General features: G+C 60.8%; 13 protein-coding genes. 1 reads left to right on the top strand and 12 read right to left on the bottom strand.

What is annotated here, in order from left to right:
* On the top strand, positions 1 to 409 hold a 409-nt coding region (locus BFL40_RS01430; RefSeq protein WP_143088326.1), incomplete at its 5' end, for a TonB-dependent receptor domain-containing protein.
* On the opposite strand, the gene BFL40_RS01425 is transcribed toward BFL40_RS01430, so the two are convergent.
* The 12 genes from BFL40_RS01425 to glnE form a co-directional block, all read right to left on the bottom strand.
* A complete protein-coding gene (locus BFL40_RS01425) occupies positions 410 to 1,336 on the bottom strand; it encodes an ABC transporter permease (protein WP_071482725.1) in 927 nt (308 codons plus the stop codon).
* Entirely contained in the window at positions 1,333 to 2,325 is a 993-nt protein-coding gene (locus BFL40_RS01420) for an ABC transporter permease (RefSeq protein ID WP_071482724.1), read from the bottom strand. The genes BFL40_RS01425 and BFL40_RS01420 overlap by 4 nt, the downstream gene beginning before the upstream one ends.
* Positions 2,312 to 3,835, bottom strand: a complete 1,524-nt coding sequence (locus BFL40_RS01415) for a sugar ABC transporter ATP-binding protein (protein ID WP_071482723.1) — start codon at positions 3,833 to 3,835, stop codon at positions 2,312 to 2,314. Before BFL40_RS01415 ends, BFL40_RS01420 begins: the two co-directional genes overlap by 14 nt.
* Positions 3,835 to 4,815: a sugar ABC transporter substrate-binding protein gene (locus BFL40_RS01410; RefSeq protein WP_071482722.1), complete on the bottom strand. Its 981-nt coding sequence runs from the start codon at positions 4,813 to 4,815 to the stop codon at positions 3,835 to 3,837. Before BFL40_RS01410 ends, BFL40_RS01415 begins: the two co-directional genes overlap by 1 nt.
* Positions 4,816 to 5,366: 551 nt before the next feature.
* Positions 5,367 to 6,818 carry a lipopolysaccharide kinase InaA family protein gene (locus BFL40_RS01405; RefSeq protein ID WP_071482721.1) on the bottom strand — a complete coding sequence of 484 codons (1,452 nt, stop codon included), beginning with the start codon at positions 6,816 to 6,818 and terminating at the stop codon, positions 5,367 to 5,369.
* Entirely contained in the window at positions 6,818 to 7,570 is a 753-nt protein-coding gene (locus BFL40_RS01400) for a lipopolysaccharide kinase InaA family protein (RefSeq protein WP_071482720.1), read from the bottom strand. Before BFL40_RS01400 ends, BFL40_RS01405 begins: the two co-directional genes overlap by 1 nt.
* Positions 7,567 to 8,301 carry a lipopolysaccharide kinase InaA family protein gene (locus BFL40_RS01395; RefSeq protein ID WP_071482719.1) on the bottom strand — a complete coding sequence of 245 codons (735 nt, stop codon included), beginning with the start codon at positions 8,299 to 8,301 and terminating at the stop codon, positions 7,567 to 7,569. The genes BFL40_RS01400 and BFL40_RS01395 overlap by 4 nt, the downstream gene beginning before the upstream one ends.
* Positions 8,301 to 9,107, bottom strand: coding sequence for a lipopolysaccharide core heptose(I) kinase RfaP (rfaP, locus tag BFL40_RS01390; protein ID WP_071482718.1), 807 nt, complete (start codon positions 9,105 to 9,107; stop codon positions 8,301 to 8,303). The genes BFL40_RS01395 and rfaP overlap by 1 nt, the downstream gene beginning before the upstream one ends.
* The gene (locus BFL40_RS01385; RefSeq protein ID WP_071482717.1) at positions 9,104 to 10,228 is read right to left on the bottom strand and encodes a glycosyltransferase family 4 protein; all 1,125 of its coding nucleotides are present in this window, start codon (positions 10,226 to 10,228) and stop codon (positions 9,104 to 9,106) included. The genes rfaP and BFL40_RS01385 overlap by 4 nt, the downstream gene beginning before the upstream one ends.
* A complete protein-coding gene (waaC, locus tag BFL40_RS01380; RefSeq protein ID WP_071482716.1) occupies positions 10,228 to 11,289 on the bottom strand; it encodes a lipopolysaccharide heptosyltransferase I in 1,062 nt (353 codons plus the stop codon). Before waaC ends, BFL40_RS01385 begins: the two co-directional genes overlap by 1 nt.
* Position 11,290: 1 nt before the next feature.
* Complete coding sequence (gene waaF / locus BFL40_RS01375; protein ID WP_071482715.1) at positions 11,291 to 12,325, bottom strand: lipopolysaccharide heptosyltransferase II; 1,035 nt, start codon at positions 12,323 to 12,325, stop codon at positions 11,291 to 11,293.
* 54 nt (positions 12,326 to 12,379) lie between these two features.
* Positions 12,380 to 15,319, bottom strand: coding sequence for a bifunctional [glutamate--ammonia ligase]-adenylyl-L-tyrosine phosphorylase/[glutamate--ammonia-ligase] adenylyltransferase (gene glnE, locus BFL40_RS01370; protein ID WP_071482714.1), 2,940 nt, complete (start codon positions 15,317 to 15,319; stop codon positions 12,380 to 12,382).
* Between the last annotated feature and the right edge of the window lie 140 nt (positions 15,320 to 15,459).

Genomic DNA, 15,459 nt, shown 5'->3' with positions numbered 1-15,459 from the left:
CACCCGCCTGCAAGCCACCTACGACAGCGACTTCATCAGCGGCGGCAACACCGCCATCAACAAAGGCAACTACCTCCCCGGCGTCCCGCAAACCACGCTCTTCGCCGAACTCAACTGGAAGCCCCGCGACTGGGTCAGCACCGCCCTCGAGGGCATGTACCGCAGCAAGGTCTACGTCGAAGACACCAACCAGCAACACGCAGCGCCGGGCTACAGCGTATTCAACTGGCGCGCGCGCTTCGAACAGAAGGTGGAGCACTGGACCTTCCACCAAACCCTGCGCCTGGACAACTTGCTCGACCGCCAGTACGTCGGCTCGGTGATCGTCGGCGACAGCAACAACCGCTATTACGAAGCGGCGCCGGGCCGCTCCTGGTATGCGGGGGCAGGCGCTGAGTACCAGTTTTGATTAATGGCTTTCCAGCATGCGCCGGCTGGCGAAACTGAAGGTCAGCACCACAAAGATCAAAACTCCAGTCGCCACCTGCTGCCAGTAAAAATTCCAGCCGATCAGCAACAGACCGTTGGCGATCACGTTGATGAACAACACCCCCAACAGGGTCCCGGGAATATTCGCGCGGCCCTGACGGCTCAGCGTGGTGCCGATAAACACCGCACCAATCGCGTTGAGCAGGAACGCATTGCCGGACAACGGCACGTAGGCGCTGACCGTCGAGCTGAGCAACACACCCGCCACGCCGCAGGCCAAGGCAGTTGCCAGGGCCACGACGGTGACTATGCGCCGCACCGACAACCCCGAGTAATACGCCAGCAGCGGCTGGGTGCCCTGGGCCAGCAGTTCGCGGCCCAGACGCCCACGCGCTAATGCCAAGCCGTAGAACAGCGCCAGGCCCAACACCACCAATAATGGCGTCAGCCCTGTCAGTTCAGGCTTCAAGCCTTGAGTGATATAGATTGGCTGGCCACCATCCGAGAGTAATTGTTGGGCACTGGTGCCGATAAACAAGGTGCCCAAGGTGGCCAGGAAAGGACTGATCCGCAGCCCGGCAATCAGCCCGGCATTCAACACCCCCACCAGCAATGCAGCAGCCAGCGCACCGGTTGCGGCGACTGCCCAGCCGTGCCCGCCATTGAGCAGCACCACGAAGCTGAAACTGGCGAAATCCAGTGCCGTGCCCACCGACAGGTCGATGCCACCGGCGGCCACCGCATAGGTCATGCCGATGGCAACAATCGCCAGCAACACGAAGTTATTCAGCACCAGGCTTTTCAAGTTACCGCCACTGAGGAACCCCGGCGCCTGCACGGCAAACACCAGCACAATGACCACAAACACCAGCGGTAAAGTCAGCGGCAGTAATGAGCGCGCGTTCATGAACTGACTCCTCGCTTCAATGCACTGGACGCCGCCACCACCAGCAGAATCAGCACACCTTGCACCCCGTTGACCCAGAAGTTTGAGACGTTGAGCAACTGAAAACCGTTGATCAAAAAACCAATCAACAAGGCCGCGAGCAAGGTGCCCGGAATACTCGCGACCAGTCGCCGGGAAAACACCACGCCCAGAAAAGCGATCGCCACCACCGACAGCAACATGTCGCCGGAACCGGTGGTGCTGCCACTGAAGAACGCGGCCGAACACAACGCGGCCACTGCGGCACAAGCGCCCGACAGCAGGTAACTCGACAGCACATAGCCCGCATTGCGAATGCCTGCCGCTTCGGCGGCCTGAGGGTATTCGCCCACCGCATGCAAGCGCAGCCCATAGGCTGAATGTTGGATCAGCAACGTCAGCAGTCCACCCGTCACCAGCAACACCCACGCCAGCACCGGCACTCCCAACCATGCACCGCTGCTGAGCACATCGAGCAACGGCGAGTCCGTGGAGACCACGGTGTTTTCGGTCAACACCAGTTCGAGCCCGGCCAATACATTCATGCTCGCCAGCGTCGCCAACAACGGTGGCAAGCGCAGCACCACCACCGCCAAACCATTGAGCAGGCCGACCACCACGCCACAGCCTAACGTCAGCAGCAAGGTGATCCAGAGATCCAACCCAGCATTGTTGAGGCGACTGAACACCGCAGCACATAACCCCAGATTGGCCGCCAGCGACAGGTCGAGGCCGCCGGCAACCACGTTCGAACCACCACCGATAATTACGCAGGTAAGCCCGAAGGCCAGCACCCCGAGGATCGCCGACTGGCTGAACACATTGGCGAGGTTACTCACCGACAGAAAGTTCGGTACCGCCAGGGTAAACCCCAGCAGGATCGCGAGGAATACGCCCACAGAGCCTCGGCGCAACACCAGCACCCACAAGCGCTGCGACAACCCTGGCGTCGCGACTTCAAGCATGCTCAACCTCCCGAACGTGCACAGCAACAGCCGGCACCGCGCCCGTGGCACACGCCAGCAACTGATCACTGTCGGCCTCTCCCGCGCGGAACTCCCCGGCAATTTCACCGCGATGCAGCACCAGAACTCGATCGCTGATCCCGAGCAGTTCCGGCAAATCCGACGACAACACCAACACCGCAGCGCCCTCTTCCACCAAGCGTCCGATCAAACGATAGATCTCCACTTTGGCGCCAACATCCACGCCCACACAGGGCTCGTCCAACAAGTACACCGCCGAGCGACGGCTCAGCCATTTACCCAAGGCGACTTTCTGCTGGTTGCCACCGCTAAGCTGGCTGACTGCCGCGTGAGGCCCGGACGCCTTGATCGCCAATTCGTCGATCAACCGCAGGCTTTGTGCCTGCTCCTTGCGACGGTTCAACAGACCCCAGCGAGAGAACTGCTCGAGCCCCGCGAGCGTCAGATTCTCCAGCACCGACAGCACCGGAGAAATCCCCTGGCTGCGCCGCTCCTCCGGCACCAGGGCAATCCCCGCCGCAATCGCCTGACCGGGGGAACGCAGGCGTAGCAAACGCCCCTCCAGATGAATGCTGCCACTGTCAGCTCGCTCAACGCCGAACAGCGTCTTGAACAACTCCTTGGCGCCCGAGCCCACCAGCCCGGTCAACCCGACGATTTCACCGCGCCGTACTTCCAGGTCAATCTGGCGATACCGCCGTGCCAGGCTCAGAGAGCGCACTTGCAGCAAAGGTTCGCCAGACTCGACCACCGCCTTGGGGTACATCTCCTGCACCTCACGGTTAACCATCAGCCGTGCAATCTCGCGACTGTCGGTATGCCGTGGCTCCACCACCGCCACATCCCGGCCATTGCGCAGCACCGTAACTTCATCACACAGACTGTCGATTTCTTGCAGGTAATGGGAGATGTACAGGATCGACAAACCCTGGTCCCGCAGATGCTTGACGATGCGCAACAACTGATCGACTTCGCGTTTGACCAGCGCCACGCTGGGCTCGTCGAACACCAAAATCTTGGGCTTGCGAATCAACGCCCGAGTGATTTGCAGCACCTGGCGCTCGGCGCTGTTCAGCTCGCCCACCAGCGCACCAATCGGCAATTGCAGATCGAAATATTCCACCAGCAAACGCTCGGCTTCACGTGTCTGCCTGCGCCGATCCACGAAGGGGCCGCGCCGCAACTCATGCCCGAAAAACAGCGCCTCGCCCACGGTAAAACTCGCCGGCAGCAAGCGCTCCTGGTGGATGAACTGCACACCCAACGCGTCCACCTTGCGCGGCGACAGCGACGTGTATAACTGGCCGTCGATACTCACCTGCCCCGCGTCCGCCTTGTGGATACCGGCGAGGATCTTGATCAAAGTCGACTTGCCCGCACCGTTCTCGCCCACCAAACCGTGAATGGTGCCGCGCTCAACCTTGAGGCTGGCATCATCCAGCGCCAGGGTGGCGCCGAAGCGCTTACGCAGGTTTTGCAGGTGCAACGCTGTCATCAATCACCCCGCAGTTGCTGAACCTGCGCCAGGTTGGCGGCGGTGGTCAGCAAGGTCGCCACGTGGGTTTCCTTGGGCAAGTCACGCTGCCCGGCGAGGTAACGCGCCACGTTCTGCACGGCGGTCTTGCCGATCAACGCCGGCTGCTGAGCCACCACCGCGCCGACCGGCGAATTCGCCTGGCCGAGCAACTCCAGCACTTGCGGAGTGCCATCGACGCCATAGGTTTTGATTTCGGTGCGCTTGGCATCGATCAGCGCCTTGCTCGCACCCAGTTGCGGAATATCCCACGCCGACCAGATCGCCGAGACGCTGCCCGTCGGGTACTTGTTGAGCAACGCCGACACCTGGGAGTAGGCGTCCTGCACGGTGTTGGGGATGACGTCGCGCAGCTCCGGCTGGATGATTTCCAGTTGTGGGTAATCCTTGAGCGCCAGCTTCAACTGGTCATAACGAATCGCACAGACCGGCACGCCGTAGAAGCCGTTGAACACCAGGATTTTGCCTTTGCCACCGGCGTCCTTGATCAACTGATCGGCCAGCGCTTTGCCGGTGGCGACGTTATCGGAGGTGGTGTTGTTGAGGCTGTATTGCGAGGGGGCATCGATGGTGAACAGCGGGATGCCGGCCTTGCTGATGCGCTTGAGCCAGGGGTCGATGACGCTGAGGGTGCCGAGAGTCTGGATGACGGCGTCGGGCTTTTGGGTGACCACGGTTTGCAATTGGGTAACGAGGTTTTTGTCGTTACGCCCAGCGTCCAGGGTAATCGGCGTGCCACCTAGGCGTTTGATTTCGTCGACCTGGGCTTGGAAGGCTTTGATATCGAAGTAGTGACTGGTGCCGGTCATGCTGACGGCGATGCGCTTGCCGGCGAGGGAGGGGACGGCGTCGTCGCCTTCGGTGGCTTGGGCGGCGTGGCTCAGCAGTAAGGCGGCGCCTAAGCAGATCAAACGGGAAATAGAAGAAAGGCTGGAAGACATACAAGGCTCCGCTTGGACGACCGATGAAAGGATTCACCGGATGGCATTGCAGAGCGCATGCCAGGATTTTTTATCCAATAAAATCAGCGAGGTATGATTTTTTAGCGAGTGAAGACTGTCGTTATCGGGCGCCAAGTGTTCGATTGCTGTTGATCAGGCAACAGTTGATTCGATCTGGGGGGACATATCCGTTTCTGCGGTAACGGCTGCTATTGGTTCCGCTCTTACAGCCAGCCCTTTCAAGGTCTTTGAAAAACTGGCCATATCTGGCTGATACCAACCAGTTAAGGGCGAACACTGTCCCTGTGGCGAGCGGGCTTGCCCCGCGTTGGGTTGCGAAGCGACCCCAAAAGGAAGAATGCGGTGAGTCAGGCACTCTTCGGCTGCTGGTTTTGGGGCTGCTTCGCAGCCCAACGCGGGCGATGCGGCGACCCGACAAGCCCGCTCGCCACAGGTTACTTATTGCCTGTTCTACCTAAAGACCTTGAAAGGGCTGGCTGTAAGAGCGAAACCATAAGCAGCCGTTACCTAAATAACGGATATGCACCCAATCAAACCGACCCACCAACCAACTTGGGCAACCGCTGATCAATCACCTGATACAACGCACTACCCACCGGCCAATTACGCATAAACCGCGCCCGGTCCCTGGCAAACGCCGGAGCAAAACTCGCAGCAGACCCATGCTGACGCATAGCATCCAGATCGATCAAAACCCATCGATCCCGATCCCAAAACAAGTTGTGCCCCTTGAAATCCCCATGGCTGATCCGCTCACGGATCAACTCCGCAAACAACCGATCCAACGCCACCAGCTCAGCCTCAGGCGCATCCCCGCCCTCAACATACGGCGCAAAACGCTCAATGAGATCCGGCCCCGGCAAATACTCAGTAACCAGATAAGCCCGACTGCGCAGCCATAAAAACCGCTTCTCCAACACCGCCAACGGCTTGGGCGTAGCAATCCCAAGAAACGCCAGGCGATTGCCCTCGTACCAGGAATGCCACGCACGGCTGGGCCGCCAGAAGCGCCTGAGCCAGTGGGTAAAACCCTTGATGTTGTAGCGTTTGATCACCAGCGGCCGACCGGCCACCTCGACCTTGGCCACAGTAGCCGAGCCACCGGTCTTATACAGATGCCCCTGGTCCAGCAACGCATCAGCACGCTCCAGCACCGGCAACATCGCAGCCTCTTCCTCGCGACGAATTGCGCGCAAGGCAAAGGCGCCACGCACCACGCTGAACAGCGTGCATTCGCGGCCGACCTTGTTCAAAAAGTCCTTCAAACGCCAGGCGCTGACCTTGCGTACCTGCTTTTCCAGGGCTTCCAGCGGCAGAGCGTGCTCGCCGTTGGCCAGGAGGTAATACACGAGCAGTTCTTCGGTAAACGGCTCAAGATTCTTCGGCAACTGGGCAAAAAATACACCGAGGTTTTCCAACACCCGGTTGCGCGACAGCGGCTTGCCCGCGTCTTCGACGCGAATCCCGGCACCATCGATCAAGTACAGCTTGCCGCCCTGGCGCAGCAGGTTGTCCAGGTGCAGGTCTTCCTGCCACAGCCCTTTGGCGTGCATCTGGGCAATCGCACCCAGTGCTTCGGCCAGTACGGCGGTCTGTTCATCCGCCAGCGGCGGCAAACCTTCGACCGCCTGCCAAGCATCGGCGAGGCTTTCAGCGCCTTCAATAAACTCAAACAGCAGCCACCCACCCTCGCCTTCCTGCAAGCCATCGGCCAGCAACAACGGCGTGATCAAGCCTTGCTCAGCCAGTAGGCGCACACCGTTGCGCTCTCGCTGAAAATGCCGCGCGGCCTTGCTGCCCACCAATAATTTGGCCAGCACCGGGCGCCCGCGCCAGACCGCCGCGCCCACATAGCGCTCGCCCGGCAATACTCGCAGCAGGCTGAGCAATTGCAACTGCCCTGGGCCTGCCGCGTCCGCCAATTCGATAGTCAGCGGCAGGCTGGGGGTGCGGCCGGCGGTTTTCAGCTCGGACAAACGCATCAGCGGTTCTCCTTGCGACTGCGGCGGGCCGTCAGGCGCTGGAACCAGGCGCCTACCAGCGAGCTGTCTTCAGGCTGTTCCAGGTAGGCTGCCAGCAGTTGCCGCACTTGGGTGTCCGACCACTGCGGCGCACGCCGCAACAGCGGCTCCAGATCCTTGACCCGATCGCGCACGCCGAACAACAGCGGGCGGGTTTTTTCCAGGTCGATCAACTGCGCGGTGTAACCGTCGCCGGCGGCCTGCAGGAAAATATGTTTAGGGTAAAAACAGCCGTGCACCTGACCCACATTGTGCAGGTGGCGAGCCAACTGACCACAAGCCAACAGGATCGCCCGGTGCTGGGCGTCGCTCAATTGCGACCACTGCTCCAGCAACGAATCCAAGTCGTTCCAGCCGTCGAGCGCGCGGGTCAACAACATCGCGCGGCGCGCGCCATTGACCTTGCGCTCACCGAAGAACGCGGCCTGCAACGCAGGGATACCGAGCTTTTGGTAACGGCTGATATTGCGAAATTCACGGGCAAAGCTGGGCTCGCCAAACGGCTTGTACAACGTACGTGTCAGGTAGTTGCTCTGGCGCTTGAGGTAGTACCCCTGGCCTTCGAGCTCCAGGCGAAACACGCTGCTCCAGCCGCCATCACTGGTATTGGGCTCATCCACCGCCTCCAGTTGCCGGGCCCACAGGGCGTCGAAGGTTGCGAGGCCGTTGCGCTCCAGCAGAGCGCGGTCTTCGGCCGCCAGAAAATCACTCATTCGCGCCCCTCGAAAAACTTCACCACGTGGCGAATTCGCTGTTTGTCCGACGCCGTCAGGTGCGTGCGTTGGCGATATTGCATGTAGAAGCGCAGGCGCTGGGTGGCCGACAAGTGATACTTGGCAACCTTGTCCAGGCAGGCCAGGTCTTTGGTAATACGGTATTTGAGCCAGAAACCGCGCCAGAAATCACCGTTGGGGCAATCGATCAGGTACAGGGTTTTCTGGTCATCGACCAAAAGATTGCGCCACTTCAAGTCGTTATGGGTGAAGCGATGTTCGTGCATCGTTCGGGTGTATTCGGCGAGCTGACGACTGACCACATTGACCCACTTTGGGTCTTTCAAGCAGGCGTCGTTACGGTCGGCCAACACTGACAAGTCTTCGGTTTTCGGCAGCTCGCGGGTGATCATCGCGCCACGGTCATAGGCCAGTCCCTTGCGCTCCAAACCCCAGGCCACCACGTCAGCGGTGGGAATACCCCACTTGGCGAAGCGCTTGAGATTCTGCCATTCGGACTTCACTCGAGGTTTGCCCACGTAGCGGCGCAAGCCTTTGCCGGCACCAATGTAGCGCTTGACGTAATAGTTGACCCCACCACGCTCCACCCGAATCACTTCCGACAACGGGTCGCGCGTCAGTTGTTCGCCTTGCAAGGCAAACACTGCCTCAAGGCTTCCAAAATCATCTGCCAGGTTGGCGTAAGCCGGTTCGAGGTTCCAACCAGCCATCAGATCGCATCCCCCAAGCGTTGCTTACGCGCGTAAAGCTTGTCGGCCTTGCGTTGCAACACGCTCAGGGACGCCGACTGCTCGGCGAGAATCTGGCGTAGCGGCTGACGGAAGTAACCTTTGAGAAAACGCAACTTGTCACGCAGGGTCAGGCCAATTTCCATCGCTGAGTAATACAGCGCGGACAGGTCTTTGTTGCGCCAGCGCAGCGGCAGATGGGCACGCAGTTGGGCGCGGTGCAGGTCGATCACCGACAGCTTGATGTCGCGGGCGTCGATCGGTTTTGCGGTGTCCAGCAGAAAGTGGCAGAGGTAGCAGTCGCGGTGATTCACACCGCCACGGTGCATATCGCCAATCATACGCGCCAGTTCCGCCGTCAATGCATGGCGCAGGGCGGGCGTGGGCGGCTGCGTGACCCAGTTGATGGTCAGGTCTTCCAGGCTGATGGTCGGGGCCAGTTCCTCGGTGATAATGAACGAGTGTTGGTTCGCCGGGTTGCTGCCTGTTTCGCCGAATGCCACGCCGGTCATGGTCGGTACGCCGAGCTGTTGCAGACGGTGGATGGCCGCCCACTCAAGGCCTGCGCCCAGTACTGGCAACTTGACAGTAATCAGATTCTTGAAAATTTCGCCCCAGCCGACGCCGCGGTGGATTTTCACGAAATACGGGCGCCCCTCCACCTCGGTGCGCAAGGTGCGACGCGCCGCCAGTTCACGAAACACTTGGCCTTGCAGTTTCTCGACTTCGGCGAAGGCATCACGCCCGGCCCATAAGGTCTTGAACGGTTCGGCAAGAATCAACTTCATCGCTTTGGCTCCGCCAGAATCACATCCGCAGCGTGCTGCGGCATGCTATAGAGGTCAGCCGTCTCGGCGAAGGCCAACCCATTGCGGCCCCAGGCCGCGCGCTGTTCAGTGTCGGAGAGCATTTGCGCCAGGTATTGGTTGAGCTGCGCTTGTTCAAACGGCTCATCCAGCACCCGACCGCTGTCGGCTTCGGCGATGTAATGGGCATAACCACACACGGCCGAAACCAGCACCGGCAACCCGGCCACCACGGCCTCGAGCAACACGGTGCCGGTATTTTCGTTGTACGCCGGGTGGATCAACAGATCGGCGCCCAACAGGAAACGCGGGATGTCGCTGCGGCCCTTGAGGAACTGCACATTATCGCCGAGCCCCAATGTGGCGCTCTGCAGTTGGAATACTTTGGGGTCGTCCTGGCCAATTACAAACAGGCGCGTACGTTTTTTTAGTTCCGCCGGTAGAGCGGCCACGGCCTTTAGGCTGCGATCGACGCCCTTGGTCTTGAAGCCGGAACCGATTTGCACCAGCAGCAGGTCGTCATCACCCAGGTTGAATTCCTTGCGGAAACCTTCGCGAATCTCGGCGGCGTTCGGCGGTGCGCGACGGTCCAGGGCAATGCCCGGCGGCAGCAGGTGGAAACGCTCAAGCGGGGTGTCGTAATGCTTGATGAACAGCGGCTGTTGCACTTCGGAGATCATCAAGACTTCGGTCTTGGCGTCCTTGGCAAACACCGCGCGCTCGTACTCGGCAAAGTGCCGATAACGGCCAAAGCTGCGGTACAGCGAGTGACGCAGGTTTTGCGCCTTGTCTTCATAGCAGCCGTCGGCGGCGTAGTACACGTCCAGGCCGGGCATTTTGTTGAACCCGATCAAGCGGTCCACCGGGCGCTTGGCCAGGTCGGCTTCCATCCAGGCGCTGAGCTTCTCGTTGCGCCGATGGTTGAAGAACGCCTTGACCGGCGCCACCAGCACTTCGAAACCGGGCGGGATGTCGCCTTCCCAGATCAGCGTGTAGACACGAATCTGATGGCCGCGCTGCTGGCACTCCAGGGCGATGCGCATGAAGTCACGCTGCAGACCGCCGAAGGGGAAATATTTGTACAAAACAAAAGCCAGTTGCATCAGTGCAGTTCCTCAGCCAGTAACAACGTGCTCAGTCGGCTTGCCACACGCTCAGGGTTCAGGCGCGTGAAGCACAGGGGCGACTCGCGCTTGATGTCGAACCGACGCAGGTCGTCGGCCGTCGGTTGATAGGTACATTGCTTTTGCAGACACGGCGCGCATGGGAAGTCGCTGGCCAGGTGAATCTGGCCCTTGCCGTAGGCACCGGTCAGGCCTGGGTTGGTCGGGCCGAACAAAGAAATGGTCGGCACATCCAACGCGGCGGCCAAGTGGCCGAGCCCCGTGTCCACCGCCACGCAGGCGCGGGCGCCCGCCAATACACGGGCGACACCGGCCAGGTTGAGCTTGGGCAGCACTTCAGCGTGTTGCAGGCCTTGGGCCAGGCGTTCGGCTCGGGCCTTTTCGGCGGCGTTGCCCCATGGCAACTTCACGTCCACACCCAGGCGTCCCATGCGTTCGGCCAGCTCGCGCCAGTAGGCTTCAGGCCAGTGCTTGGTGTCCCAAGTGGTGCCGTGCAGCAACAGAACGAAGGGTTTCGTTGGCGGCAGGCCGAGCAGCTTGTCGACGTTCAGGCCATAGTCGCCCAGGCCTTTGGGCAAGTCGTAGCCGAGGGCCACGGCGAACAGCTGGCGCAGACGCTCCACCGCATGTTGCCCGCGCGCCACGGCCAGGCGTCGCGAATAAAAGCGGGCGGCGATGGGCTCGCGGGCAGAATTTTTATCGAAGCCCGCCACCGGAGCGCGCACGTAGCGCGTCAGCCAGGCGCTTTTGAGCAGGCCCTGGGCGTCGATCACCAAGTCGTATTTGGTCGACTGGATGCGCTGCTTGAAGCGTCGCCACTCACCACTTTTGATGGTCTGCCAGATGTTTTTGCGCCAGCGACGAATCGCCACCGGGATCACCTTGTCCACCGCCGGGTGCCAAGTGGGGATCTCGGCAAAACCTTCTTCCACCACCCAGTCAAAGCGAATGCCGGGGATCGCCCGCGCCGCGTCAGTCAGTGCCGGCAAGGCGTGGATCACGTCACCCAGGGACGAAGTCTTGATTACCAGTACTCGCAAACTAACGGACCTCGACCACAGAGCCCTGCAACCGCTGCAAGGCATCGCTGACCGGTTGCGGCAGCAACTGGCGCAGACAATTGTAGTGGCCGAATCGGCAAGTGCGATCGAAACACGGGCTACATTCCAGACCCAAGCGTACCACTTCGACCTTATCAGCCAATGGCGGGGTAAAGCCTGGAGAGGTCGAGCCGTAGACCGCCACCAGCGGACGGTTCAGCGCAGCGGCCACATGCATCAGGCCGGAGTCGTTGGACACCACCGAGTCGGCACAGGACAACAGGTCGATGGCTTCAGCCAGGGACGTGTCGCCACTGAGGTTCACCGCCTCCTCGCGCAGGCCGGGAATCAAACGCTGGCGGATGTCTTCACCCACCGAATGATCGTTCTTCGAGCCGAACAGCCACACCTGCCAACCTTCGCGGATCTTCATCTCGGCGACTTTGGCGTAGTGCTCCGACGGCCAGCGCTTGGACTCGCCAAACTCAGCGCCTGGGCACAGTGCCAGCACCGGGCGGTCGAGCATCAAGCCGAACTTGGCCAGGGCCGCGTCGCGAGTCACCGGGTCGATCTGTAGGCTGGGGCGCGGGTAAGGCGTGGGCAATTCGGCACCCGGCTCATAGGCCAGAGCCATGAAGCGCTCGATCATCAGCGGGTAGCGCGCCTTGTCGAGCGTGCGCACATCATTGAGCAGGACATAGCGAAACTCGCCGCGCCAGCCGGTACGTTTAGGAATGCCGGCGAAATACGGCACCAGCGCCGACTTGAGCGAGTTGGGCAACAGGATGGCCTGGTCGTACTGCCCGGCCAGGGATTTACCGATACGACGACGGGTTGCCAACTCCAGGGCGCCATGGCCGAGCGGAAAGCTCAAGGCCTGGCGCACTTCGGGCATGCGCTCGAGGATCGGCCGGCTCCACTCAGGGGCGAGCACGTCGATTTGGCAGTCGGGATGACGTTGCTTCAAACACTGGAACAGTGTCTGTGCCATTACCATGTCACCGACCCAACTGGGCCCAACGATCAGAATATTCATCTAGTTTCCACAAACGATGCGGGGAGGCTTATGCCTCCCCGCCCTAATAGTGTTTCAGCTCAACCCCAGCTCCTGCCAGATTCGCATTACCTGACGCCGTTCGTCGGCGAACTGATCCCCGGTGACCGTACCGGCCTCATTTTGCAAAGCCTGTCGATGCGCGGCGGAACGGTAGGCCTTATACACCTCGCGCAGCAAATGGGCATCGGCGGCGGGCATCAACCCCACCTGCTCCAGGCCTTCCAGAATGCGGATATTGTCGGTATAGCGCAGCAACAATGGATGCTGCGCAGACCACGCCAAAGCCGCGTATTGCACCATAAATTCAATATCGACGATACCTCCGGCGTCCTGCTTGAGGTCGAACACGACGGTAGGTTCGAAGGCATTGGCGCCGGTACCGGCCGCCGTGCTCTTGGTCCCCAGGTTGTCGCGCATCTTCGCACGCATCTCGCTGACCTCTTGGCGCAGCTTTTCCAAGTCGCGTTCACGCCCTAACACTGTAGCGCGTACTTGCTCAAACGCATGGCCCACATCCTGACTACCCACCAGCACCCGCGCGCGGATCAGCGCCTGGTGCTCCCAGGTCCAGGCTTCATTTTGTTGATAACGCTCGAAAGCCCCCAGGGAGCTGACCAGCAAACCGGATGCACCTGAGGGCCGCAGCCGCATATCCACTTCATACAGTTGCCCGGAGTTGGTCTGGGTGGTCAGCAAGTGGATGATCCGCTGGCCCAGGCGCGTGAAGAACTGCGCACCGTCAATCGGTTTGGCACCATCGGTCTCGGCCTGCGGATCACCGTCGTGGATAAACACCAGATCCAGGTCCGAACCATGCCCCAGTTCGATGCCGCCCACTTTCCCATAACCGACAATGATGAACCCAGGGTCGCACAAGGTGCCGTCCACCCGTTGTGGCGAGCCGTGGCGGGCCACGGTCTGGCGCCAGGCCAGGGCCAGCACTTGCTCGAGAATGGCTTCGGCGAGCCAGGTCAGGTAGTCGCTGACCTTCATCAGCGGCAAGCTGCCGGCGATTTCCGAGGCAGCGACGCGCAAGCGGTGGGCCAGCTTGAAATGGCGCAGGGCTTCCATCTGCTGCTCAAGGTCATCCTCGGGGATACGCGTCAGGCGCTCGCGCAGCTCGGCGGCCAGCTCCGGCGCCAATGGCGGTTTGAACAGGCGACCTTCATTGAGCAGTTCGTCGAGCAACAGCGGAAAGCGGGTGATCTGTTCGGCGATCCAGGGACTGGCGGCACACAAGGTCAGCAAGCGACGCAGGGCGCCGGGGTTTTCCGTCAGCAGCACCAGGTAGGCGGAACGACGGGCGACCGCTTCCACCAGCGGCAGCACGCGCTCCAACACCAAGTCAGGGTTGGCGTGCTCGACGGCTTGAGCCAACAACCGCGGGATAAATGCATCCAGCCGCTCACGGCCCAGACGCTGCATGGCGCGCAATTGCGGACTGTTTCGCAGGCCGGCCAAGGCTTTGAGGGCTTTGGTCGCGTCGGTAAAACCGCCTTCGGCCAGTTGGCGACAAGCGGCCTCTTCGTCCTGAGACTCTTCCCACAACGGCAACCATTCACCGCCCACCACCAGCTCGCTTTCTTCGCCCTCTTCTTCGTCCGGATCAGCGATGACTTGGCGGAAGTGCCAGTCCACTCGGCCACGCCAGTACATCAAGCGCTCGTGGAAAGCGGCCCAATCAGCGAAGCCCAACATAAAGGCAATACGCGCCTGGTCTTCCGGGCTGTCCGGGAGCATTTGCGTCTGCCGGTCGGCAATTGCCTGGATCGCGTGCTCGGTGTAGCGCAGGAATTCATAGCCATTGCGCAACTCGGCGATCACCGCCGGTGGCAAATAACCTTGACCTTCCAAGGTGCCCAGCACCTTGAGCAGCGGCCGCTGTTGCAGGCTCAGGTCGCGGCCACCGTGGATCAACTGGAAGGCCTGGGCGATAAATTCAACTTCGCGGATGCCACCCGAACCCAGCTTGATGTTGTCGGCCATACCCTTGCGCCGCACCTCCTGCTGGATCAACTGCTTCATGGTGCGCAGCGCTTCGATGGCGGAAAAGTCCAGGTAACGCCGGTAGACGAACGGCCGCAGCATCTCCAGCAATTGCGCACCGGCGACTTGGTCGCCGGCGACTACGCGCGCCTTGATCATGGCGTAGCGCTCCCAGTCGCGGCCCTGGTCCTGGTAATACTGTTCCAGCGCGTTGAAGCTGAGCACTAGGGCGCCGGCCGAACCGTAGGGACGCAGGCGCATATCGACGCGGAATACAAACCCGTCGACGGTCATCGGGTCGAGGGACTTGATCAATTTCTGACCAAGCCGGATGAAAAACTCCTGGTTATCCAGGGCACGCTTGACCCCTACCGTCTCGCCACCTTCGGGGTAGGCGAAGATCAGGTCGATATCCGAGGACAGGTTCAGCTCCACGGCGCCGAGCTTGCCCATGCCGAGGATGACCATGTGCTGCGCTTCACCGCTGCGCCGGCCGGTGGGTGTACCGAATTGCACGCAGTGGCGCTGGTACAACCATTGGTAAGCCTGGTCGATGCTCGCGTCGGCCATGTCGGAAAGGTCACGGCAGGTTTGCACCAAGTCAGCCTGGCGTGTCAGGTCGCGCCAGATGATGCGCACTTGTTGGCGTGTGCGCTGGCGACGCAGCACACGACCCAACTCATCTTCCGTTTCAGCTTGTTGCACGACGCTGGCGATCTGCCCGCACAGCTCGCCGGGCGCAAAGCTGCGGTCCAACTCGCCCCAGGCCACCAGCTCGAGCAACATCAAAGGGTCACGAAGGCTCTGTTCAATGACGAAATCACTGGCGGCGCACACGCGGGCAAACTCAGCCCACCGTTGCGGCGTCCACGCAGAAAGGCCATGATCGTCGCCCAGCGCGGCCACTGCGTCACGAAATGACTGCTCGGCCCGCTTGGCGTATGGCAAGAGAATGGCCGGCAATTGGGCCAGTGTTGGAAGGCTCATGGTCTATCCTTGATCGGCGCGTAAATGGCTTGTTGCTGTGAACGCAAGAGGCACGCTCGGTGAAGGAGTGTCGAACAAAGGTTATAAATAGCTGAAATTAATTTAATCTTGGCAGGCAACATCAAACTTTCACCTTTTCT

The sequence above is a fragment of the Pseudomonas costantinii genome, from assembly GCF_001870435.1.
In the GTDB taxonomy this organism is placed as follows: Bacteria; Pseudomonadota; Gammaproteobacteria; order Pseudomonadales; family Pseudomonadaceae; genus Aquipseudomonas; species Aquipseudomonas costantinii.
Note: the sequence above shows the minus strand (reverse complement) of the source record. Positions and strands in the feature narration are given on the sequence as shown.

Coding starts and splice junctions, on each gene's coding strand:
- BFL40_RS01425 (WP_071482725.1), bottom strand. CDS start 1,336: ATGAACGCGCGCTCATTACTGCCGCTGACTTTACCGCTGGTGTTTGTG.
- BFL40_RS01415 (WP_071482723.1), bottom strand. CDS start 3,835: ATGACAGCGTTGCACCTGCAAAACCTGCGTAAGCGCTTCGGCGCCACC.
- BFL40_RS01410 (WP_071482722.1), bottom strand. CDS start 4,815: ATGTCTTCCAGCCTTTCTTCTATTTCCCGTTTGATCTGCTTAGGCGCC.
- BFL40_RS01405 (WP_071482721.1), bottom strand. CDS start 6,818: ATGCGTTTGTCCGAGCTGAAAACCGCCGGCCGCACCCCCAGCCTGCCG.
- BFL40_RS01400 (WP_071482720.1), bottom strand. CDS start 7,570: ATGAGTGATTTTCTGGCGGCCGAAGACCGCGCTCTGCTGGAGCGCAAC.
- BFL40_RS01395 (WP_071482719.1), bottom strand. CDS start 8,301: ATGGCTGGTTGGAACCTCGAACCGGCTTACGCCAACCTGGCAGATGAT.
- rfaP (WP_071482718.1), bottom strand. CDS start 9,107: ATGAAGTTGATTCTTGCCGAACCGTTCAAGACCTTATGGGCCGGGCGT.
- BFL40_RS01385 (WP_071482717.1), bottom strand. CDS start 10,228: ATGCAACTGGCTTTTGTTTTGTACAAATATTTCCCCTTCGGCGGTCTG.
- waaF (WP_071482715.1), bottom strand. CDS start 12,325: ATGAATATTCTGATCGTTGGGCCCAGTTGGGTCGGTGACATGGTAATG.
- glnE (WP_071482714.1), bottom strand. CDS start 15,319: ATGAGCCTTCCAACACTGGCCCAATTGCCGGCCATTCTCTTGCCATAC.